Genomic DNA, 20,204 nt, shown 5'->3' with positions numbered 1-20,204 from the left:
CTAATCCTCCTTCATTACAGCATCTATATAAATAGATGGATCACTTAATAGTTTTGCCGCATCGTCCATAAATGGAGTAATCCATTCAGAGCCTACACCATACGCTACAGTAATGAGCACTAAAAGAACTGTAGGCACAAATAGTGTATAGTAGACTTTTTTATCGACAGTACCCGTTGTTTCTTTTTCTTCACCCCAGAAGGCATAAAGGAAAATACGAATAACCGATAATAAAACGAGAAGTGATGAAGCTAAAATAAAAATACTACTCCATTTACTGCCTGCTTCAAATCCTCCCTGTACAATCAACAGCTTTCCAACGAAGCCACTAAGTGGGGGAATCCCTGCTAAACCAAATGCTGCAATTAAATAGCACCAACCGAGAGCAGGATATTTATTCATAAGACCGCCCATTTTTCGCAAATCGGATGTGCCCGTAATGTAAATCACAATACCTATTAACATAAAGAGCGCTGCTTTTATAAGCATGTCATGAATTAAATAGAACATGGCACCTTTTAGGGCGATTTCATTCATTTGAGATACACCGAATAAAATAACACCTACAGCAATGACAATATTATAGATAATGATGAGCTTCACATCGTGATAGGCAAGAGCACCAATACAGCCCGCAATAATTGTTGCAACTGCTAATGCCATTAGTAGATCATGTGTATATGATAAATCATGAACAAAGAACAATGTATATGTTCGAGTAATCGCATAAATGCCAACCTTTGTTAATAGTGCACCAAATAGCGTTAGCACTGGTATTGGTGCCGCCACATAAGAAGTTGGAAGCCAGAAGTAGAGCGGGAAAATAGCCGCTTTTAACCCAAATACCATTAAAAATAGTACAGCTATAACCGTAACAATACCAGGCTGATTAATGTCAGCAATTTTTACTGCAATATCTGCCATGTTTAATGTGCCTACTACAGAGTAAAGGAAGGCAACAGTAATAACAAATAATGCAGATGAAATAACATTAATTAAAATATATTTAATGGAACCTTTAAGCTGTCCTTTTTCACCGCCGAGAACAATAAGTAGATAAGAGGCCATTAATAATACCTCGAAGAACACGAAAAGGTTGAAAATATCGCCTGTCGTAAATGCCCCGTTCACCCCAGTTAAAATAAACATGATCCCAGGATAATAGAAGAAGCGTTCACGTTCCTTTGTGATGGAACCAAAGCCATACCATACAACAAAGATGGTAATAAGTAGCGTAGTTGTGACAAGCAGTGCTGACACCATATCTGAAACCATCGTAATACCATACGGCACAGGCCAATCCCCGAATGTCACCTTTTGTATACCGTCATTCTTCACCTTAATAAGCAGTGAAATGGCTGATATAAGAGCGAGCCCTATACCTAGTAATGCGAATGAACGCTGGTATTTTAAGTTTTTTTGCCCAAACATCAATATCATGCCGAAGAAAAAAGGAATGATAATGGGCAGTAGAAGGAAGTTATTCATCCTCATCACTTCCTCTCATTAAGCTTATATCATCTGTCTCGAGCTCTTGGTAAGAACGGTAAGCAAGTACAAGGAAGAACGCCGTTACCCCAAAGCTAATAACAATCGCTGTTAAAATAAGCGCCTGTGGTAATGGGTCTGCAAATGTTTTAGCCCCTTCCTTTAAAACAGGTGGTGCTTCTCCACCAAGCCCGCCCATCGTTAAAATGAGAAGATGAGCACCATGACTTAAAAGACCTGTCCCGATAATAATACGCAATAAGCTTTTGGATAAGATTAAATAAACCGCTGCCATAAACAAAAAGCCTATGACAAACGCCATCATTATTTCCATTATTCATCCTCTCCAATCGTTTGAATAATGGTCATCGTAACGCCGACAACAACCAAATAGACACCGCTATCAAAAAGCATAGCCGTGTGTAATGACTGTTTGCCTAGAAGCGGTAAATCGAAATTATCAAAGAAATGTGTGAAAAACGGTTTACCTACAAACATTGGGAAAGCGGCTGTTGCTAGAGCTAGTAGTAAGCCAATTGCAGTTAAATACGTATAATTTATTGGTAAAACCTTACGAACCGTATTTAAATCAAAGGCAAGGACTAAGAGTACGATCGCACTCGATGTTAAAAGTCCACCGACAAAGCCGCCTCCAGGTGTGTAATGACCAGCAAGGAAGATATGAATGGAGAAGAAGAAAATAATGAAGAATACAATCTTTGTTGTAAATTGTATAATGACATCATTTGTTTTCATGCGATTTCTCCTTTCTATTCATGCGTAGCTTGATCATTGCTAAAATGGCCATTCCAGCAATACTTAGCACAGTAATTTCAAATAATGTATCAAAGCCACGGTAGTCTACTAATATTACATTGACAATGTTTCCACCACCGGCTTTTGAATAAACTGTTTCCTCATAATACTTCGAGATAGTTGGAATCAATTTTTGTGAATGTGCAGACAGTGCTAAAAGCGTAACCATAACACCGACAGCAATGGAAACTATCGCGCGATTTAATTGGAATCTCATGCGCTCTTCTCGTTTTCCAAGCTTCGGCAAATGATAAAACGCTAGTAAAAATAACGCAACAGAAATCGTTTCAATGACAAGCTGTGTTAATGCTAAATCAGGAGCATTAAAAATAACGAAGAATAATGCTACTGTATAGCCTACAGCGCCAAGTCCAATAATGGCTGTTAAACGAGATTTGGCCAAAATTGTAATGGATGTTCCAATGACTAAAACCACCACTAAAATGATTTCGTAAGGACGAATAGGTGCAGTATCTTGGAAGGAGACTGTAAAGGCATTCTTCACAAATAAAGAACCGATTACAATCGCTGCAATACTACTGAACATATATAGCAGATAATGACGCATAGAGCCTGTCATATAAAGACGAGATACACGATTTAACCCAACGTCCAATCCAAGCATTATCTTGTCATATGCATTATTTAATGTTAAAGAACGTGGGAATTTTTGATAAATACCCTGCCATTTCGGTAATGCTACAAACAATAGAAACCCAACGATTACTATGCCAAATGTCATGAGTAATTCAGGTGTAATTTCACCATGCCAAGCCGCCACATGAATATCAATATCCTTTGGTGAATCATATAAGAATGGCTGAATAGCTTGTACGGCTGGCTTTACAAAAGTATCCCCAACTAGGTTCGGAATAAAGAATATTGTTACGACTAATGCTGCTAAAATCATCGGCGAAATTAGCATGCCAATCGGTGCCTCGTGTGGTTTATGAGGTAATTTTTCTGGTGTATATTTACCAGTAAATGTTCTAAAAACAAAATAGAAGCTATAGATGAATGTGAAAATACTTGCAATCCAAGCGACAATTGGGAAGAGCGCTCCCCAAGTATCAAAACCGAAAAGTTCAAAATTTTGCAGTGCAAGCATTGCAGTTAAAAACATTTCCTTACTTAAAAAGCCGTTAAATGGCGGTAGACCGGCCATTGATAAGCTTCCGATTGCCGCGACTGTAAAGCTAAGCGGCATAATACTCATTAAGCCACCGAGCTTACGAATATCACGTGTACCTGTTTCATGATCGACAATACCTGCAATCATAAATAAGCTCCCTTTAAACGTTGCATGGTTGATCAGGTGGAAGATCGCCGCAAAGGCAGCAAATTTAAGCGTATCTGTTGCCCCATTGCCATGAAATGCTAAGGCGCTAGCGCCGAGCAATGACATAATAAGTCCAAGCTGACTCACTGTAGAGAACGCAAGGATTCCTTTTAAATCTGTTTGCTTGACAGCAAAGAACGAACCCCAGAATAGCGTTACGATACCTACGCCTGTAACGAGCCATACCCAAAGTTCAGAAACAGCGAAAATTGGTGTAAAGCGTGCAACTAAATAAATACCTGCTTTAACCATTGTTGCAGAGTGAAGGTATGCACTAACTGGTGTTGGTGCTTCCATTGCATCTGGTAACCAAATATAGAATGGGAATTGTGCAGATTTTGTAAATGCCCCTAAAAGTATTAAAACGAGTGACCAAGTGAACATTGGATGCTGCACTAAAGAAGGTGCCATGACAATAAGTTCACGGATTGAATATGTTCCGCCCATTAAATACAGAAGGATAAATCCCCCTAACATCATTAAGCCGCCACCGACTGTAATCATCATCGACTTAAGTGCACCAAAACGGGAGGCATCACGAGAATACCAGTAGCCGATCAGTAAAAATGATGAAATGGATGTTAGCTCCCAAAAGAAGTACAGAGTAATTAAATGATCTGACTGTACTACTCCTAGCATTGCGGTCATAAATAGTAATAAGTAAACATAAAAATTATGTAATTTTTCTTTATGTTTGTCTAAGTAAAAAATAGAGTAAAGTACGACTAATGAGCCGATTCCTGTAATTAACAATGAGAATAGCAAGCTAAGTCCATCTAAATAAGAAACGACGGAAATATCAAGCGATGGAATCCAAGGAAGCTCTTCAAGAAATACTTTACCATCTGCTACTTTTGCGATATAAGAGGCGTAAATAATCGCGAGTGTAGCAGGGACTGCAAGAACAAACCAGCCTGTGTGAATATTTTTAATGCGTTTATATAAAAAAGGCACAAAAATTGCAGCAAGCATTGGAATGAAAATATAAAGTACTTGTAACAAAAAAATCCTCCTTTATGCAGGTAAGTAGGTTAATTATAACGCACTTCTTGTATGAATGCATATGCACTCATAGGATTTAGCTTGCGATAGTGGAAGAATTTTGGATATATTATAAATAGGAAGTTATCAAAAAAAATAGAGGAAAAAATTTTTATGAAAAACCCTTATATCTATGGTTATCTACCATTAATTACAATTTTGTTATTTAGTTTGACGTTTGGTATGTATGCTGTAAGTGAATCGTTGCAAGTTTTTCATGCCATTGGAGTATATTCTGGCATGCGGGAGTTTTTATCCGATTTCGAGCTCCGTGTTTTTTTACTAATTGTCTTTGCTGGGATCTTTTTCATGTTATTTTCAGCATTAAAATTAGTAGGGGAAACGATTCATGAGCTTGGAATGTTATTTTTCTCAAAGGATAATGATGGTGCGACAGTTCATCAAGCACGAGGCGGATACATCATATTATTAGTTGGTGCAATATGTTCTGCCTTCGCTATTCAATTTATTTACGTTTTAGTAGGTATTTTTGTCTTAACCGTTTTTATCTACTTTATTTACCTTATTTATAAAATGAGTCATTTTATGTCGATGGGTGGAACGATTGGCTTACTAGTATTTGAGCTATTTATGTGGACAATACTATTATCACTAATAATTTATGTTGTTTTAAAATTGTATAATGGCATCTTGGCAAGCTTACCGTTTGCACATTAAATGCCTCGGTTTACCTTAAGTATTTATCCAACTACATAGGAACGTTACATGAGGAAAGGAGCAGCCCTAGAGTGATGAATTTCACTCAGGGCTGCTCCTTTTCGTTGAGGATTTATGACTATTTACTGTAGTAAAACATTAAATAGTTGATGGTGAATCTTATAGTTTTCTAATCTCTCCATAGATTGTGGCTTATCATAGCCCAGCCATACTGCTGCGGTGTATTCATCATTTAATCCTGCAAGCCAGTAGTCGCGATAGTCGTTAGTTGTTCCTGTTTTCGCACCGACATAGTTACTTCTACTATAAACGCCTTGCCCTGTACCTTGAGAAACAACATCTGAAAGCATTGAACGCATATACTTAACCGTTTTCGGTGACCAAATTTGATCGCGTGTTGAATCCCAGCTGTAAAGCTCCGTGCCATCAGATGCTGTTACTTTACGGATGCTATGGGCAAGTACGTATGAGCCGTCTATAAAGCTTGTATAAGCATCTGCTAGCTCAAGTGCTGTAACACCATACGTTAACCCTCCCAAAGAGACAGCAGCATAATTATGGTCTTTTGCCACAATGGAGCGGAAGTGAAAGCGATCTAAGTAACTAAAAGCTGTATCAATTCCGACTGTGTTCAAGAGACGGAGAGCCGATGTATTGTAGCTATATTGAAATGCTACTCGAATAGGTACATCACCGTATTTGAAGCCACCATAGTTTTGTGGGCAAAATGAACCGACACAATAACTGCCACCGCTCACTATAGAATCAGGTGTGTGTGCTGTCGTTTCAAAGAAAGGAGCATATACCGCTAACGGCTTAAAGGCAGAGCCTGGCTGACGCGTTCCTTGAAAGGCCCGATGATAACCAAACTTTTCATAGTTTTTCCCCGCATAAAGACTAACTACTTCACGAGATTTATTATCAATAACTGCTCCAGCTGCTTGTAATTTGCCTGAACCTAGAATGGCAGTCATCTTTTGCTCATCATGTGCTTGTTTGTCTGGGTTAAGCGCGGTATAAATCGTTAATCCATTTTGAAATAATGTATTGAGTCGATTGTCTAGCTGCGCTTTGATTTTTTTCTTTTCTTCTTCACTTTGTGTATTTGCAAGACGATCTGAATAGCCTTCTTTTTCTGCAACTAACCATCTAAGCTCTTGTAGGACGTAAGTGCTGTACATAGGGTAGCTTTGCGCTTTATTCTTTACATTTAACGTGATCGTTTCAGCTTTATATGTAGTGGCATCTTCTTTTGTTATAGCGCCGCTCGTTGCGAGTGTATCTAATAACCGCTCTTGTCTCGCTTTTGTTTTTTCAAAATTTTTTAAAGGATTATACAATGAGGGGTTATTTGGAATAGCCGCAATAAATGCGATTTCAGCTATAGATAATTCTTGGAGTGGTTTTTGAAAATAATAGGTAGCTGCTCCACCGATTCCATAAACTTGATTGCTAAAATAGGCTTCATTTAGATACATCGTTAAAATCTCGTCTTTATCAAATTCTTTCTCAAGCTCATAGGAGTAAAAAACCTCTGTTAATTTTCGCTCATATGTTTTTTCGTCGGATAAATAACGCATACGAACGAGCTGCTGTGTTATAGTGCTGGCACCTTGAGAAGCTGAATTTGAGTTTGAATTAGCAACAACTGCACGGATGATAGCACTGAGGTCAAAGCCGATATGCTCATAAAAATGAGCGTCCTCACTTGCGATAAAAATTTCCTGGGCAATTTTGGGTATTTCTTGTAGTGTTAGAGGATGCCTCCATTCGACATATTCCTCGCTAAATGTATTGCCATTTTGATCAATAAGTGTTACTGGAAGCTGTGTCTGAACTTCCGGTAAGTGAATAGCGCTAGCAATTTTCTCCTCATGCGCTTGTGCCGCATTGATTTCCGTCCTAATATTTGTACTAATCCACCAAAGGACAGGTAAGGAGAGTAAAATGATAATAAAACCAAAAGCCTTTTTCATGTGTGCCTCCACTCTAAATATGAGTCATTCAAAAGAATAACATAATTTGGATGGTTTCCAAATACTCGTTCAGACCTATTTGCAATTTTGTTGGCTCTTCGGCAAAGCGAGGGGGTGATTTCCGTTTCGGCTGGACGCTTTGTTGCTGCCGCTTCGCTTTAGCACAGATAAAACATTTGTAGCTGACGTTGGTCACGAAGGCGTTATCACAGGATGTGATGATTTTAGCCTTCGTTCCTCTATCGCTGATCCCCAAGGAGTCGTCCAGCCGGAACGAAGATCAACTTATCCACATGACATACGTTTTAACAAAATGACATCCAACTTTTTAGTTTGATCGGGACCTTTTCAGGAGTTATCGCCCAACTTTTAAATTTTATCTACCAACTGTCACGTTTTATCTACCAACTTCTGAATTTTATCGACAAACTTTCACGTTTTATCACCTAACTTTTAATTTTTATCGACATCCACATTCAGAAGAACAAAAAGGATTCACACACAAAACTGTGCGTGAATCCTTTAACTTTATTATGTCGCCCAGACTCCACTCCACATAGCATATCACTCTAATATATAGTCATAAAACGATGCTTCAGTAAGAGGGTTTCGTCTATGCAAAAGCGTAGCGTCAGTAACAAATGCTTTTTGTGCGAAGGCGAAGCGACAGCAACAACAACACGATGTTGGTCACGAAGGCGTTATCACAGGGCGTGATGCTATTAGCCTTCGTTCCTCAACTTGCTCTCACCTATTACACTGTCCCTAAGGAGGCGCCCAGTCGGAACGGAAAGCGACCTCACGCTTTGGTTATCAGCCAAAAAATTAAAAGTGCAAAAAATCGTCAATACTTTGGTGAAGAAAACCATTAAGAAGTATGTTAGACTAAAATGAGGTCAGAAATGATAGTACTATCATTTTCATTGAAACTGAAATTTTACATTTAAAGGAGAGACTTCAATGTTTCCACAATTAACAACAGAAGTACTTGAAGGCGAAGTACTTGTAGAAATGAAAACAACATTAGGTGCCATCAAAATTAAATTATTCCCAGAGCATGCACCAAAAACGGTTGAAAACTTCTTAGGCCATGCAAAATCTGGTTACTATGACGGCATCATTTTCCACCGTGTCATCCAAGACTTTATGATTCAAGGTGGTGACCCAACTGGTACAGGTATGGGTGGCGAATCAATTTGGGGTAACTCTTTCGAGGATGAGTTCTCTGAAAACGTATTTAATCTTCGCGGTGCTCTTTCAATGGCAAATGCGGGTCCAAACACAAATGGTTCACAATTCTTTATCGTACAAATGAAGAACCTTCCAAGTGATATGCTTCGTCAATTACAAGGTGCTGGCTTCCCAGAAGAAATTATTGAAGCTTATGCTAAAAATGGCGGTACTCCTTGGTTAGACCATAAACATACAGTATTTGGTCATGTTGTTGAAGGAATGGACATCGTCGACAAAATTGCAGATGCAGAAAAAGACATGCGTGATAAACCAGTAGAAGATGTGAAAATCGAGTCAATTACAGTTTTTGAATAATAATTGTAAGGACGTGTAAAACATGAAACATTTAATGTATCAATTTTTATATTTCCCAGAAGATAAATCAGGCTATGTTCCTGCAGCTTTTGAATTTTTAATCATGCTTATTTTATGTATTGTTGTCTTTACCGTTTTCCGTAAGATTTCTAAGAAACAAGAAATGAAATCAAAGGAACTCGAAGCACGTATTCTTTCAGAGAAAAATAATACAAACAATCAGCAAAATATTTAAAAAAGCACTTTATATAGAAAGCCAGATGCCTCGCAGCCATTAAGGACTGCGGGGCATTATACTTTCTCATTAATCTCATGTTAAAATTTTGTCTTCGCTCCATTCTTCAAATGCTTCATCTCCATGTGATATATATTTTTCAAACAAAAAAGGATACCTCAGAAAAACTTGAGATATCCTTCACTATTTATTTTCTATTGTTGAAGTGCTTGCTTAAAGCGCTGAACACCATCTTTTACTGTGTCAAATGAGCAAGCAACGTTCATACGTAGGAAGCCATGACCCTCTTCACCATATTTTGATCCTGGCTCTAATGCAAGCTTGCCATGTTCCAGCAAACGTTTCATGATTTCTTTTTCATCAAGCTCTAATTCTCGATAATCAATCCAAAGTAAGTAAGTGCCCTGAGGTTTTTTAATATGGATACCAGGTAATTGCCCTAATTCAGCAATTACATAGTTCATATTGTTTGAAATGTAAGTAAGCATGTCATTTAACCATGTGGAACCCTCTGTATAAGCAGCCTGAAGTGCGACAGAAGCAAATGTATTTAATGATCCTTGCCCGCTAGCCATATGAACTGCTTCTAGTAGCATACGCTTTTTCTTATCCGTCACAATCATATAGGCAACCTGAATACCCGCTAGATTAAATGTCTTTGTCGGTGCCATGCACGTAATAATACGATCAATTTCATCACCAGCGATTTTTGCTAATGGTGTATGTTGTGAGCCATCCAACATTAAATCAGAATGAATTTCATCGGAAATAATCACTACATCATATTTTGCACATAGTCGTACAATTTCCTTTAATGTAGCTTCATCCCATACATAACCACCGGGATTATGTGGATTACACAATATGTAGGCTTTCACATTTTGAGCAAGTGCTTGCTCAAAGGCTGCAAAGTCATAGACATATGTCCCATCTTTTTCTACTAAAGGACAATTAACCACTTCTCGGCCATTGCTTTTTGGGATGTTATAAAATGGTGGGTAGACAGGTGAGGAAATAAGTACTTTATCTCCTAGATTTGTCAGTGCCTTAATACTATCCGCTAAAGCAGCAACAACACCATTACAGAAAACAATTGATTCTTTATCAATGTGCCAATCATAACGAGCATTCTGCCAGTCTATGATCGACTGTATCGCTTCATCGCTCACAAAGCTATAGCCGAAAACAGTCTTTTCAGCATGTTCTTGTAGTGCTTTTGATACGGCTGCTGGAGCAGCGAAATCCATATCAGCTACCCACATTGGTAGTATGTCTGAAGCATCTTGTACCCCGTATACGTTTTCCATTGCGTCCCATTTTACAGAGTTTGTACAAAGACGTTTAATAGTTTGATCGAAAATAGACAAGCAAATCACTCTTTTCTTTTTTATTTACTATGGTATCATACGAGTATGATAAAAGGATAATAGGTGAGTATTTTGGAAAATATAAAAATGAATCAAGCAGCCGTACATCTGCTAGAGGAGTGGGATCCATTCCACTTAGGTCCAGATCATTATGATACTGAAACCGCAGATGTTGTAGCGGCATTGCAAGGTATCGATGATCCATCTGTTCTTGCAAAGGTTATTCAAGAAACATATGAGCATTCGTTTGAAGAATGGATTCCATTTGAAGATTGTGTAGCCATTTCATATAAACTTATTGCGATAAAATTTGAAGCAAAATGCATTATTTAACTTATTTCAGCCGATTCCGGACGCAATTATGCCGAGGCATAATTGATCTTCTTTCAGCGGTTGAAAATGCCTGAGTGACTAATATTGTATTGGCCTAACTTCTGGTGGATGTCATGGAATCGGAAAAGAGTTCACATAGGATGTTAGCCTAAAATCATCGCATCCATGCGATAACGGCTAACTGACCTGCATCGGTAAAAACGCCACGTCCTGTGGCATTACCGAAATGACCGACATCGTGTCGGCCCTCGTGCAGGCCTGAGCACAAGCCGAATTCGGACACAATTATGTTTTTGCTTTTCTATAGAAAACGAGGTTGTCTTTCAATTTTGAGACAACCTCGTTTTTTGCTATAAAATTGAAAGTCTTTTATTTAAACAACGGTAAAATCCCCTTGATGAAAATAATGAATATCGCTATCGGAGAAACATAACGGATTAAAATATACCAAATATTGAACAGCAGACTAGATGTTGCAAGCTCCTTTCGTGAGATGTCCTTTGTATAATAATAGCCTGCAAAAATAGAAATCAGTAAGGCTCCAATTGGCATACCAATATTATTCGTAAAAAAGTCTACAAAGTCGAAGATAGAGCGGTCTAAAATTTTTACATCAGATAGGATACCGAATGACAGAGCACTTGGAATACCAACGATAAAAATAATAATACCGCCAATCCAAGCAATTTTTTTACGCTTTTCAGGCTTATCTCCAATTGCGATCGCCACGACAATTTCTAACATGGAAATGGAAGAAGTAACTGTTGCAAATAGTAAAAGTACGAAGAAAATCATTAAGAATAGACCACCAAGAGGTAATTGCTCAAAAACAGCAGGTAAAATAATAAATACGAGTCCAGGACCTTGGTCTGGTGTATAGCCAAGTGCGAACACTGCTGGGAAAATTACTAGACCTGCAAGTAAAGAAATAATGATATTCATCGATGCAACATTGATCGCTGAATTTCCAATCTTTTCTGTTCTTGATAAATAGGAAGCGTATGTGATCATTACCGCGATCCCGACACTTAATGAGAAGAAAGCTTGTCCAAGTGCCATTAAAAACGTTTCCGCATTTAAGTAGGACCAATCAGGGACGAACATAAATTTGACGCCTTCCATTGCACCGTCCAATGTTAAAGAGCGTATCACTAATACGATGAAGAAGACGAATAATAGAGGCATCATCCATGTACTAGCTTTTTCAATCCCGCCTTTAATACCTGCTGATACAATCACTACTGTTAACAACATAAATAACCCTTGTACAAGGACTGCTTCAAATGGGCTTGAAATGATGTTACCAAATAAATCTGCATAATTAGTATTTGAACTAGAAGTATTGAGGTGGAATGTGATGGCGCGGCCCAAGTAACTTAAAATCCAACCACCAACAACACTGTAGAATGAAAGAATTAGACCGGCAATAATCATGCCACTCCATCCTATTAAGTACCACGGTTTTCCTGGTGCTTGTTCCTTGAACGACGTGACGGCATCCTTTTGCCCACGGCGACCAATCATAAATTCTGCAATTAACACCGGCAAACCGATGAAAAATGTACAAAGGATGAATAGTAAAATAAAGACACTTCCGCCGTTAGTACCCGCCATGTAAGGAAACTTCCAAATAGCTCCCAACCCTATAGCACTTCCAGCGGCAGCTAAAATAAACCCGATTTTAGATGTAAATTGATCTCTCGAAGACACAAAAATTAATCCTCCTTATACTAAAGCTTTATTTTACCGCAATATGCCCATAACACAAACTAATTTCAGCAAATGATTTTAGATGTTTTTACATTAATTTTGGTTTGTGCAGGAGGGTAATTTTAGTAGCTGAATAGATGGTTTTAGCGGCGGAGTGCAAGGAAATCAACCACACTGTATGGTAAAGATCCAAAATATATTTAAATATGTAACAATTAGGAGGGAGGGTTCGTTACATATGCAAAGGGGGGATGACTGTGACAGAAACTGAATTAATAGAACGGGCTCAGCAAGGAGACAAAGGCGCCTATATAGAGCTGATCCGAATACATCAGCGAACAGTTGAAAAGTTTGCTTTTCAATGCGGCGTGCATAGTAATGATTTAGCCGATGTTTCACAAGAGGTATTTGTGAAGCTCTATCGTTTTTTACATCAATTTAAGCAGGATCGTTTTACGACATGGCTCTATAAAATCACATTGAATGCAACGCGTGATTATTATCGCAAAGAACAACGAGAGCAAGCAAAGGAAGAAAGGCTAAGTGCACAGCAACAAATGCCCTCATCTTCGGCAGAAAAGCATGTCCTTAATTTTGAAGAGGATAGGTTATTACATAATGCTATTAAAGAACTTGATGAAAAATATCGTTATCCTCTTATATTATTTTACTTCCATGAATTAAAGTATGAGGAGATAGCAGAGGTACTAAATATTGCGTTATCAACTGTCAAAGTTCGTATATTACGTGCAAAGGAGAAACTCAAAGTGGTGTTAATGCAGGAGGGGAGTGTTGAAAATGGATGATAGACAGTTTGAAAAACGAATGGAGCTTCTAAAAAAATCCTATGATCGCCTAGAATCACAGCTAGATCCAGAAGCCATTTTCGCACAAATCGAGGCAGAAAATGCAACACAGCAAGCGCAAGAAACAGAAGCGACACAAAAGCCCCCTTCAAGATGGCAAAAGCCAGCTGTCTGGATAGCATGCATTGCAAGTGTACTTTTAGTAGGTGTTCTCGTTTCGTCGTATGTGATTAATCCATCGACATTTGTTCAAACAGCTGAACAAGAACAAGAAAAAGCATATGACGAATGGCTTTCAAACTTTACAAAAGAATATAAAGAAAAACGTGAACAAATGCGTAAAGAGCTCGACATTCCGGAGAAAGAGTTTAGTGAAATAGCATTAGTTCAAACTACAGACAATGAAGTGAACTCATTACCTAAAAGAAAAGAGTTGTTTCAAGGGGTACAGAACAAAAATAATAACTTTTTGAACAGTTTGGCAAAAAATACATTGGATAATCTACAAACGCCACGTGAGCAAATACAACTTATCGAAACTTACGGAAATCTTATGTCATTTGAAGAATCTTATTACTTTTATAGTGGATATTCATACCCAGCAGAAGAGATAGCAAACTATTATTCTAATAAGCTTGTTCAATATGAAAAAGTTTTATCACAAAAACCAAAAAGTCTACCTGCAGATCTAAATAAATTAATTGCTACAGCTAAAGAGCAATATTTAGAATTACAATATAATGGACAAAGTTATAGTTTTCGACCAAATCCTGTATTCGGGAAAGACGCGCCTGAATATATTGAACGCCTTCACCCAAATGTATTAGGATATTTTAAATACCTAGCTACGGGCTCATTGCTTGTTGGTGGAGATTTACTCTATTCTATAGAGGATTCCGCAACTATTCTGCGTCTCTATGAAAAAACGCTTGTAGCGGATAAATCTACTGAGACGGACAATTTTAACGTATTAAAGGGAGAGTTTGAAAATACATGGCTTGCCATTTTTAAGGGAACTGAAACCAATCCTATTCGTACAAAAACTGGTCAATTCAAACCTGAATATATGGATTTGTTAACTAAAATTGCGAATGGCGGATATGGTGAAGCAATGCGCAAAACAGCACAATTAATACTAGATGAAATAAAGTTAACGGGACAATCTAAAACGCTAGAACAGTTAACAACATATGATATCTGGATGGGAATTTTATATTTGCGAGAAGACACGTTTATGCAGACGGATGATGGAACAACTAGTATAGAGATTAATGAAGGTTGGATTGAGCAAACTAAATCTCTTTACGATGAGTATGTTAAAACGAAGAATGATGCAATTATAGAGACATTAAATCCAATTAATATCGTTAGTTTATTTTTATATGCTAATGGGATTGGTGATCGTGACATAGCTCAGAGACTTTTAACTGATGACTTGGATATAAATACAGTTGTTCAGTTTGATGGGATGGAAAATTTTAAAGCTCTTTATGAAATGGGAGGCTCGTCACTTAGTATTAGAACAATTGTAAAAGGTGCGGCGCAAGGGGTAATTGGACAGCAATTATCTTTCGAATTAATCCCTGTAGTAACCGAAAATGGTGAACAACATTACCTAATTAGTGCTATTAACGAATAAGGAGATTTTTTGCCCCACTAATTTACGTATGTTATAATTTATGGTGATATATACGTAGCAAACAAAAAGAAAGTGGGCAAAGTTTATGGGAAAAAAATATGAATTAGGAGACGTGTTAACTGGAAAAGTTACAGGTATACAGCCGTACGGTGCATTTGTTGCGCTTGATGAAGATACACAAGGCCTTGTACATATTTCCGAAATTACGTACGGCTTTGTAAAGGACGTTAGTGAATTTTTGTCAGTTGGGCAAGAGGTAGAAGTGAAGATACTTGAAATCGATGAAGATGCCGAAAAAATTAGTTTATCGATTCGTGCTTTGCAGGAGCGCCCAGCTACATTGCGTAAAAAAGATGCACCACCACGTAAATCATTGCAGGACCGTGTAGATGAATCGGATGCGAATGGCTTTAATTCCTTAAAAGATAAATTACAGGGCTGGATCGAGCAGTCAGGACAATAAAGTGAAACTTTAATCAGTGGGCCCCCACTGATTATTAGTCTTCACCAATCGGGCTTTTACAGGCAGTTATTTTACTGGATTTTAGATGGGAGTCTTGTACCAGACGCTTCGCTTTCGGTACAGATCAATTACTGCCTGTTAATGCGGGATAAAAAAACGGGGATACTTTCAAGTAGGAAAGTATCCTCGTTTTTTGTATTTAATTATAGCTAAAAGTTATTGGTTTTTTATTTTTCGAATTCGATACTGTAGGTTTTGACGACTCATGCCAAGTGCACTAGCGGCCTTTGTAATATTGCCTTCATATAAATTTAAGACGTTTTGCACATAATAGGATTCGGCTTCACGTAAATAAGCATCGAGCGGCATAACATCATTCTGTTGCTGGAACATAAAGAATTCCGGCTCGTGATTAGATACGTCTTGCTGCTGTACCTTGAAGCGGAAATGCATTGGTAATAAATCTGAGGTAACTGTTGATTCAGTGGTCATAAACGACACCGTTTCATCTAGTAATAGCTCAAGCTCCTTTAAGTTTCCTGGCCAATCATATTGCAAAAATAAATCCTGTACATCAGGTGATAATTCCGCGACATTTGAAGCAAATCGTTCTTGATGGCGGTTGAAGTAATCATCTACAAATGGAAGAATATCTTCTTTTCGATCTGTTAAATTAGGAATGGAAATGGCCATTGTAGCAAAGAAATAATACAGTGATTTTGAAAGTTTCTTTTCTGCGATCAATGTAATGGGGTCGCTTCCTACACTGCCAATGAGCATGTATTTTGACTGTGGAAGAGACTGTAAAACCTCTAATAGTTGCTCCTGAATGTCTAGACTTAAAAAATCAATGCGTTCAAAGAAAAAAGTGTATGTCTTGTCATCCTGTAAGTGCTTCTGTAATTTATCTAAAACAGATTGTGCAGAGTGACGACTTACTAGAGTTACAAATGCTTCAGGATCAGTCGATGCTGCATGGTGCATACCTTCTGCGACTAAATCCTTTCCTGTACCCGATTCACCAATAAGTAATACTGGTAGTTTCACTGCTGATGCTTTTTTGGCGTTTGCGATTACTTGTCGCATCGATTCAGAAACAGCTGTAATCATATCGAATGTTATAGGTTCACCATATCGACGAAGGGGCTGATAAACTAGTTTTTCGAGTGATGTAATGTCCCGAGCAAACTCAATAGCTCCAATTAGTTTATTTTCGACATAAAGTGGAAAAGTATCATTAATCGTTGTAATTTCATGGCCATTTTTATTCCAATACGTTTGTTTTACATTAATTTCCTTTTTTCCTGTTTGTAAGACTCGCATTAAAGTACTTTCATGCTGGCGGAAAGAAAACATTTCAATAACAGAACGATCTGCTAATTCATCAAAATGAAATCCCTCAATTTCTTTCATCTTCGTATTATAAATAATTGTTTTGCCAGAAAGATCTACAGCATGAATACCAACAGTTACATTCGTTGTAATAAACTCATAAAAAGGGAGTAAGGGTTCGGAATTTTTCATAAAATTTGCACCTCAAAAATTTTTTACTTGAAATATGCAACAAAATTTTGCATTATTATAAGTGTAAGAATATTCTAAACGCAAAGATATTTTGCGTCAATGTTTTTTGCACACTTAAAACACATCTCACGAGGGAGGATATAGTATGATTTCATACAAACACGAACCATTCACAGATTTTACTCAAGAGGCAAATTACAACGCATATTTAGAAGCGTTAAATAAAGTAGAGAGTTATTTAGGTCAAGACTACCCACTTATTATCGGTGGCGAACGTATTACGACAGAAGATAAAATCGTTTCATATAATCCTGCAAAGAAAACAGAAGTAATTGGTCGCGTATCAAAAGCAAACAAAGAACTAGCTGAAAAAGCGATGCAAGCTGCAGACGAAACATTTAAAACTTGGAAAAAAGTAGATCCAGCTATTCGTGCAGACGTACTATTTAAAGCAGCGGCAATTATCCGTCGTCGTAAACACGAATTCTCTGCACTTTTAACAAAAGAAGCGGGTAAACCATGGGCTGAAGCTGATGCAGATACTGCAGAAGCAATTGATTTCTTAGAATACTATGGTCGTCAAATGCTACGTGTTAAAGAAGGTCAACCTGTAGAAAGCCGTCCTGGTGAATACAACCGTTATGACTATATTCCATTAGGTATTGGTATTGTCATTTCACCATGGAACTTCCCATTCGCAATTATGGCCGGGACAACGGTTGCAGCTTTAGTAACAGGTAACACTGTATTGTTAAAACCAGCTTCAACAACACCTGTAGTTGCTTATAAATTTATCGAAGTGTTAGAGCAAGCTGGTCTTCCAGCAGGTGCGGTGAACTTTGTACCAGGTTCTGGTTCAGAAGTAGGTGACTACTTAGTTGATCATCCAAAAACACGCTTCATCAGCTTCACTGGATCTCGTGATGTAGGTTTACGTATTAACCAACGTGCATCTGTATTAAATGATGGTCAAATTTGGATTAAACGTGTTATCGCTGAAATGGGCGGTAAAGATACAATCGTTGTTGATAAAGAAGCAGATTTAGAGCTTGCAGCACAATCTATCGTAAAATCAGCATTCGGCTTCTCAGGTCAAAAATGTTCAGCATGTTCTCGTGCTATTATCGTTGAAGATGTCTATGACACAGTTGTTAATCGTGTAATGGAGCTTACTAACACGTTAACAGTTGGTGATCCAACAGACTTCAAAAACTTCATGGCAACAGTTATTGACCAAGCAGCATTTAATAAAGTGACAGATTACATTGAAATTGGTAAAGGAGAAGGTCGCCTAGTTGCAGGTGGTACAGCTGATGATTCAGTTGGTTACTTCATCCAACCAACAGTATTTGCAGACGTAGATCCTTCTGCGCGTATTATGAAAGAAGAAATCTTTGGGCCAGTTGTAGCGATTGCAAAAGCTAAAGATTTCGATCAAGCAATTGATATTGCAAACGATACTGAATACGGTTTAACTGGTGCGGTTATTACAAATAATCGTATGAACTTAGAAAAAGCTCGTGAAGATTTCCATGTAGGTAACTTATACTTCAACCGTGGCTGTACAGGTGCAATCGTAGGTTACCAACCATTCGGCGGCTTCAATATGTCAGGTACAGACTCAAAAGCAGGTGGCCCTGACTATCTACAACTTCACATGCAAGCAAAAACAACTTCAGAAATGCTGTAACTTCTTTAGCAGAATGAAAGAAGTTATAGCTCTCGGCGTATGTCACGGATTCGGTTTTGTGCAAGCGCAAAACCGAATCTGGCCGGGGCTGATAAGAGAATCTGCGAGAATCTTCCTGGTAAAGTTGGCTCAGCAAGAACCGCAGACGCTAACGTTGTAGCGGCTTACCTAGGGGTAGCTAGGCCGATTCTTGTTTTTTATATTCAGAAAATGCGAAATTGTTCTATTAAATTTACTTATAGAAAAACATAGTCTTCCAAAGATTTTTCATCATGAACATAAGGAGAGAATACTATATGACAAAAACAGATCAAGTTATTGAACAAACTCAAAATTTTGGTGCTGCAAACTATCACCCACTACCAATCGTCATTGCAGAGGCTGAGGGTGCTTGGGTAAAAGATCCGGAAGGTAATAAATACTTAGATATGCTATCAGCTTACTCTGCTGTGAATCAGGGACATCGTCATCCGAAAATTATCGCTGCGTTAAAAGAACAAGCTGATAAAGTAACATTAACTTCTCGTGCATTTTATAGCGAAAACCTTGGTGAATGGTATGAGCTAGTTGGGAAATTAACGAATAAACAAATGGTATTACCGATGAATACAGGTGCAGAAGCGGTAGAAACTGCATTTAAAGCAGCTCGTCGTTGGGCATATGATGTAAAAGGTGTAGAAGATGGCAAGGCTGAAGTCATTGCATGTAATGGTAACTTCCATGGCCGTACAATGCTTGCTGTATCTTTATCGTCTGACGAAGAATATCGTCGTGGCTTCGGTCCTATGTTACCGAATGTTAAGTTAGTAGATTACGGTAATCTAGAAGCATTAAAAGCTGCCATTACGCCTAACACAGCAGCGTTTTTAATTGAGCCAATTCAAGGTGAAGCTGGTATTGTCATTCCAACAGAAGGCTTCTTAAAAGCTGCTCGCGAGCTATGCCGTGAAAACAATGTTTTATTCATTGCAGATGAAATCCAAGCTGGTTTAGCACGTACAGGTAAAATGTTCGCATGTGATTGGGAAGAAGTAGAGCCTGATATGTACATCTTAGGTAAAGCTTTAGGCGGCGGTGTATTCCCGATTTCTTGTGTAGCTGCAAATCGCGAGATCTTAGGTGTGTTCAATCCAGGATCACATGGTTCAACTTTCGGCGGTAATCCGTTAGCATGTGCTGTATCTATTGCTTCAATTAAAGTATTACTAGATGAAAAATTAGCAGAGCGTTCACACGAACTTGGTGAATACTTTAAAGGGAAATTAAAAGAAATTAACAACCCAGTCATTAAAGACGTTCGTGGTCGTGGTTTATTTATCGGAATGGAATTAACAGAGGCAGCACGTCCGTACTGTGAAAAGCTTAAAGAATTAGGCCTATTATGTAAAGAAACACATGATACTGTCATTCGATTTGCGCCACCACTTGTTATTTCACAAGAGGATTTAGATTGGTCAATTGAGCAAATTGAAAAAGTTTTTAAAGTTTAACAAAATGTTCACATTTCAATTCGGAAGTATGTTACAATGATGCCGATATACTATCATTATA

At 38.0% G+C, this 20,204-nt stretch carries 19 protein-coding genes; 11 read left to right on the top strand and 8 right to left on the bottom strand.

Going from position 1 to position 20,204, the window contains the following annotated elements:
- From ACFCYJ_RS15785 to ACFCYJ_RS15770, 4 genes are read right to left on the bottom strand one after another with little or no spacing between them, the layout of a single operon-like run.
- A complete protein-coding gene (locus ACFCYJ_RS15785; RefSeq protein WP_376074883.1) occupies positions 1 to 1,488 on the bottom strand; it encodes a Na+/H+ antiporter subunit D in 1,488 nt (495 codons plus the stop codon).
- A complete protein-coding gene (locus ACFCYJ_RS15780) occupies positions 1,481 to 1,822 on the bottom strand; it encodes a Na(+)/H(+) antiporter subunit C (RefSeq protein ID WP_142510534.1) in 342 nt (113 codons plus the stop codon). The genes ACFCYJ_RS15785 and ACFCYJ_RS15780 overlap by 8 nt, the downstream gene beginning before the upstream one ends.
- Positions 1,822 to 2,244: a Na(+)/H(+) antiporter subunit B gene (locus ACFCYJ_RS15775; RefSeq protein ID WP_376074882.1), complete on the bottom strand. Its 423-nt coding sequence runs from the start codon at positions 2,242 to 2,244 to the stop codon at positions 1,822 to 1,824. The genes ACFCYJ_RS15780 and ACFCYJ_RS15775 overlap by 1 nt, the downstream gene beginning before the upstream one ends.
- On the bottom strand, positions 2,231 to 4,645 hold the full coding sequence (locus tag ACFCYJ_RS15770; protein ID WP_376074881.1) for a Na+/H+ antiporter subunit A: 2,415 nt from the start codon (positions 4,643 to 4,645) through the stop codon (positions 2,231 to 2,233). The genes ACFCYJ_RS15775 and ACFCYJ_RS15770 overlap by 14 nt, the downstream gene beginning before the upstream one ends.
- 153 nt (positions 4,646 to 4,798) lie before the next feature.
- Between ACFCYJ_RS15770 and ACFCYJ_RS15765 the strand changes: the two genes are divergently transcribed.
- Positions 4,799 to 5,362, top strand: a complete 564-nt coding sequence (locus ACFCYJ_RS15765; protein ID WP_376074880.1) for a DUF5366 family protein — start codon at positions 4,799 to 4,801, stop codon at positions 5,360 to 5,362.
- A 122-nt stretch (positions 5,363 to 5,484) separates the two neighbouring features.
- On the opposite strand, the gene ACFCYJ_RS15760 is transcribed toward ACFCYJ_RS15765, so the two are convergent.
- The gene (locus ACFCYJ_RS15760; protein WP_376074879.1) at positions 5,485 to 7,338 is read right to left on the bottom strand and encodes a transglycosylase domain-containing protein; all 1,854 of its coding nucleotides are present in this window, start codon (positions 7,336 to 7,338) and stop codon (positions 5,485 to 5,487) included.
- Positions 7,339 to 7,477: 139 nt separating this feature from the next.
- On the opposite strand from ACFCYJ_RS15760, the gene ACFCYJ_RS15755 reads away from it, so the two are divergent.
- The 4 genes from ACFCYJ_RS15755 to ACFCYJ_RS15740 all read left to right on the top strand — a co-directional run bounded on the left by ACFCYJ_RS15755 (position 7,478) and on the right by ACFCYJ_RS15740 (position 9,121).
- Positions 7,478 to 7,675, top strand: a complete 198-nt coding sequence (locus ACFCYJ_RS15755; RefSeq protein ID WP_376074878.1) for a hypothetical protein — start codon at positions 7,478 to 7,480, stop codon at positions 7,673 to 7,675.
- A gap of 313 nt (positions 7,676 to 7,988) precedes the next feature.
- The gene (locus ACFCYJ_RS15750; protein ID WP_376074877.1) at positions 7,989 to 8,210 is read left to right on the top strand and encodes a hypothetical protein; all 222 of its coding nucleotides are present in this window, start codon (positions 7,989 to 7,991) and stop codon (positions 8,208 to 8,210) included.
- A gap of 88 nt (positions 8,211 to 8,298) precedes the next feature.
- The gene (locus tag ACFCYJ_RS15745; protein ID WP_376074876.1) at positions 8,299 to 8,886 is read left to right on the top strand and encodes a peptidylprolyl isomerase; all 588 of its coding nucleotides are present in this window, start codon (positions 8,299 to 8,301) and stop codon (positions 8,884 to 8,886) included.
- 22 nt (positions 8,887 to 8,908) lie between these two features.
- Complete coding sequence (locus ACFCYJ_RS15740) at positions 8,909 to 9,121, top strand: hypothetical protein (protein WP_049669158.1); 213 nt, start codon at positions 8,909 to 8,911, stop codon at positions 9,119 to 9,121.
- Between the two features lie 194 nt (positions 9,122 to 9,315).
- Here the strand turns inward: ACFCYJ_RS15740 and ACFCYJ_RS15735 are convergent, their stop codons facing one another.
- Positions 9,316 to 10,488 (bottom strand): MalY/PatB family protein, encoded by a 1,173-nt coding sequence (locus ACFCYJ_RS15735; protein ID WP_376074875.1) that lies wholly within the window; start codon positions 10,486 to 10,488, stop codon positions 9,316 to 9,318.
- Positions 10,489 to 10,560: 72 nt separating this feature from the next.
- On the opposite strand from ACFCYJ_RS15735, the gene ACFCYJ_RS15730 reads away from it, so the two are divergent.
- Positions 10,561 to 10,821: a DUF1871 family protein gene (locus ACFCYJ_RS15730; protein ID WP_082339692.1), complete on the top strand. Its 261-nt coding sequence runs from the start codon at positions 10,561 to 10,563 to the stop codon at positions 10,819 to 10,821.
- Between the two features lie 369 nt (positions 10,822 to 11,190).
- On the opposite strand, the gene ACFCYJ_RS15725 is transcribed toward ACFCYJ_RS15730, so the two are convergent.
- A complete protein-coding gene (locus tag ACFCYJ_RS15725; RefSeq protein WP_376074874.1) occupies positions 11,191 to 12,531 on the bottom strand; it encodes a sodium-dependent transporter in 1,341 nt (446 codons plus the stop codon).
- A gap of 257 nt (positions 12,532 to 12,788) precedes the next feature.
- Between ACFCYJ_RS15725 and ACFCYJ_RS15720 the strand changes: the two genes are divergently transcribed.
- The 3 genes from ACFCYJ_RS15720 (at position 12,789) to yugI (ending at position 15,439) form a co-directional block, all read left to right on the top strand.
- Positions 12,789 to 13,337, top strand: a complete 549-nt coding sequence (locus ACFCYJ_RS15720; protein ID WP_376074873.1) for an RNA polymerase sigma factor — start codon at positions 12,789 to 12,791, stop codon at positions 13,335 to 13,337.
- The gene (locus tag ACFCYJ_RS15715; protein ID WP_376074872.1) at positions 13,330 to 14,976 is read left to right on the top strand and encodes a hypothetical protein; all 1,647 of its coding nucleotides are present in this window, start codon (positions 13,330 to 13,332) and stop codon (positions 14,974 to 14,976) included. The genes ACFCYJ_RS15720 and ACFCYJ_RS15715 overlap by 8 nt, the downstream gene beginning before the upstream one ends.
- A gap of 85 nt (positions 14,977 to 15,061) precedes the next feature.
- The gene (yugI, locus tag ACFCYJ_RS15710; protein WP_376074871.1) at positions 15,062 to 15,439 is read left to right on the top strand and encodes a S1 domain-containing post-transcriptional regulator GSP13; all 378 of its coding nucleotides are present in this window, start codon (positions 15,062 to 15,064) and stop codon (positions 15,437 to 15,439) included.
- Between the two features lie 216 nt (positions 15,440 to 15,655).
- Here yugI and ACFCYJ_RS15705 read toward each other — a convergent pair whose 3' ends face one another.
- On the bottom strand, positions 15,656 to 16,963 hold the full coding sequence (locus ACFCYJ_RS15705; protein WP_376074870.1) for an AAA-type ATPase lid domain-containing protein: 1,308 nt from the start codon (positions 16,961 to 16,963) through the stop codon (positions 15,656 to 15,658).
- 145 nt (positions 16,964 to 17,108) lie between these two features.
- Here ACFCYJ_RS15705 and pruA point away from each other — a divergent pair, with 145 nt between their 5' ends.
- Positions 17,109 to 18,653 carry an L-glutamate gamma-semialdehyde dehydrogenase gene (gene pruA / locus ACFCYJ_RS15700; RefSeq protein WP_376074869.1) on the top strand — a complete coding sequence of 515 codons (1,545 nt, stop codon included), beginning with the start codon at positions 17,109 to 17,111 and terminating at the stop codon, positions 18,651 to 18,653.
- A 296-nt stretch (positions 18,654 to 18,949) separates the two neighbouring features.
- Positions 18,950 to 20,143: an ornithine--oxo-acid transaminase gene (locus ACFCYJ_RS15695; protein ID WP_376074868.1), complete on the top strand. Its 1,194-nt coding sequence runs from the start codon at positions 18,950 to 18,952 to the stop codon at positions 20,141 to 20,143.
- Positions 20,144 to 20,204 lie beyond the last annotated feature (61 nt).

The organism is Lysinibacillus sp. NPDC056232 (assembly GCF_042267565.1).
GTDB lineage: Bacteria > Bacillota > Bacilli > Bacillales_A > Planococcaceae > Lysinibacillus.
Note: the sequence above shows the minus strand (reverse complement) of the source record. Positions and strands in the feature narration are given on the sequence as shown.

Bases quoted from the DNA above. Each gene is read 5' to 3' on its own strand.
- ACFCYJ_RS15785 (WP_376074883.1), bottom strand. From the start codon at position 1,488: ATGAATAACTTCCTTCTACTGCCCATTATCATTCCTTTTTTCTTCGGC.
- ACFCYJ_RS15715 (WP_376074872.1), top strand. From the start codon at position 13,330: ATGGATGATAGACAGTTTGAAAAACGAATGGAGCTTCTAAAAAAATCC.
- pruA (WP_376074869.1), top strand. From the start codon at position 17,109: ATGATTTCATACAAACACGAACCATTCACAGATTTTACTCAAGAGGCA.
- ACFCYJ_RS15775 (WP_376074882.1), bottom strand. From the start codon at position 2,244: ATGAAAACAAATGATGTCATTATACAATTTACAACAAAGATTGTATTC.
- ACFCYJ_RS15695 (WP_376074868.1), top strand. From the start codon at position 18,950: ATGACAAAAACAGATCAAGTTATTGAACAAACTCAAAATTTTGGTGCT.
- ACFCYJ_RS15760 (WP_376074879.1), bottom strand. From the start codon at position 7,338: ATGAAAAAGGCTTTTGGTTTTATTATCATTTTACTCTCCTTACCTGTC.
- ACFCYJ_RS15705 (WP_376074870.1), bottom strand. From the start codon at position 16,963: ATGAAAAATTCCGAACCCTTACTCCCTTTTTATGAGTTTATTACAACG.
- yugI (WP_376074871.1), top strand. From the start codon at position 15,062: ATGGGAAAAAAATATGAATTAGGAGACGTGTTAACTGGAAAAGTTACA.
- ACFCYJ_RS15745 (WP_376074876.1), top strand. From the start codon at position 8,299: ATGTTTCCACAATTAACAACAGAAGTACTTGAAGGCGAAGTACTTGTA.
- ACFCYJ_RS15740 (WP_049669158.1), top strand. From the start codon at position 8,909: ATGAAACATTTAATGTATCAATTTTTATATTTCCCAGAAGATAAATCA.
- ACFCYJ_RS15780 (WP_142510534.1), bottom strand. From the start codon at position 1,822: ATGGAAATAATGATGGCGTTTGTCATAGGCTTTTTGTTTATGGCAGCG.
- ACFCYJ_RS15765 (WP_376074880.1), top strand. From the start codon at position 4,799: ATGAAAAACCCTTATATCTATGGTTATCTACCATTAATTACAATTTTG.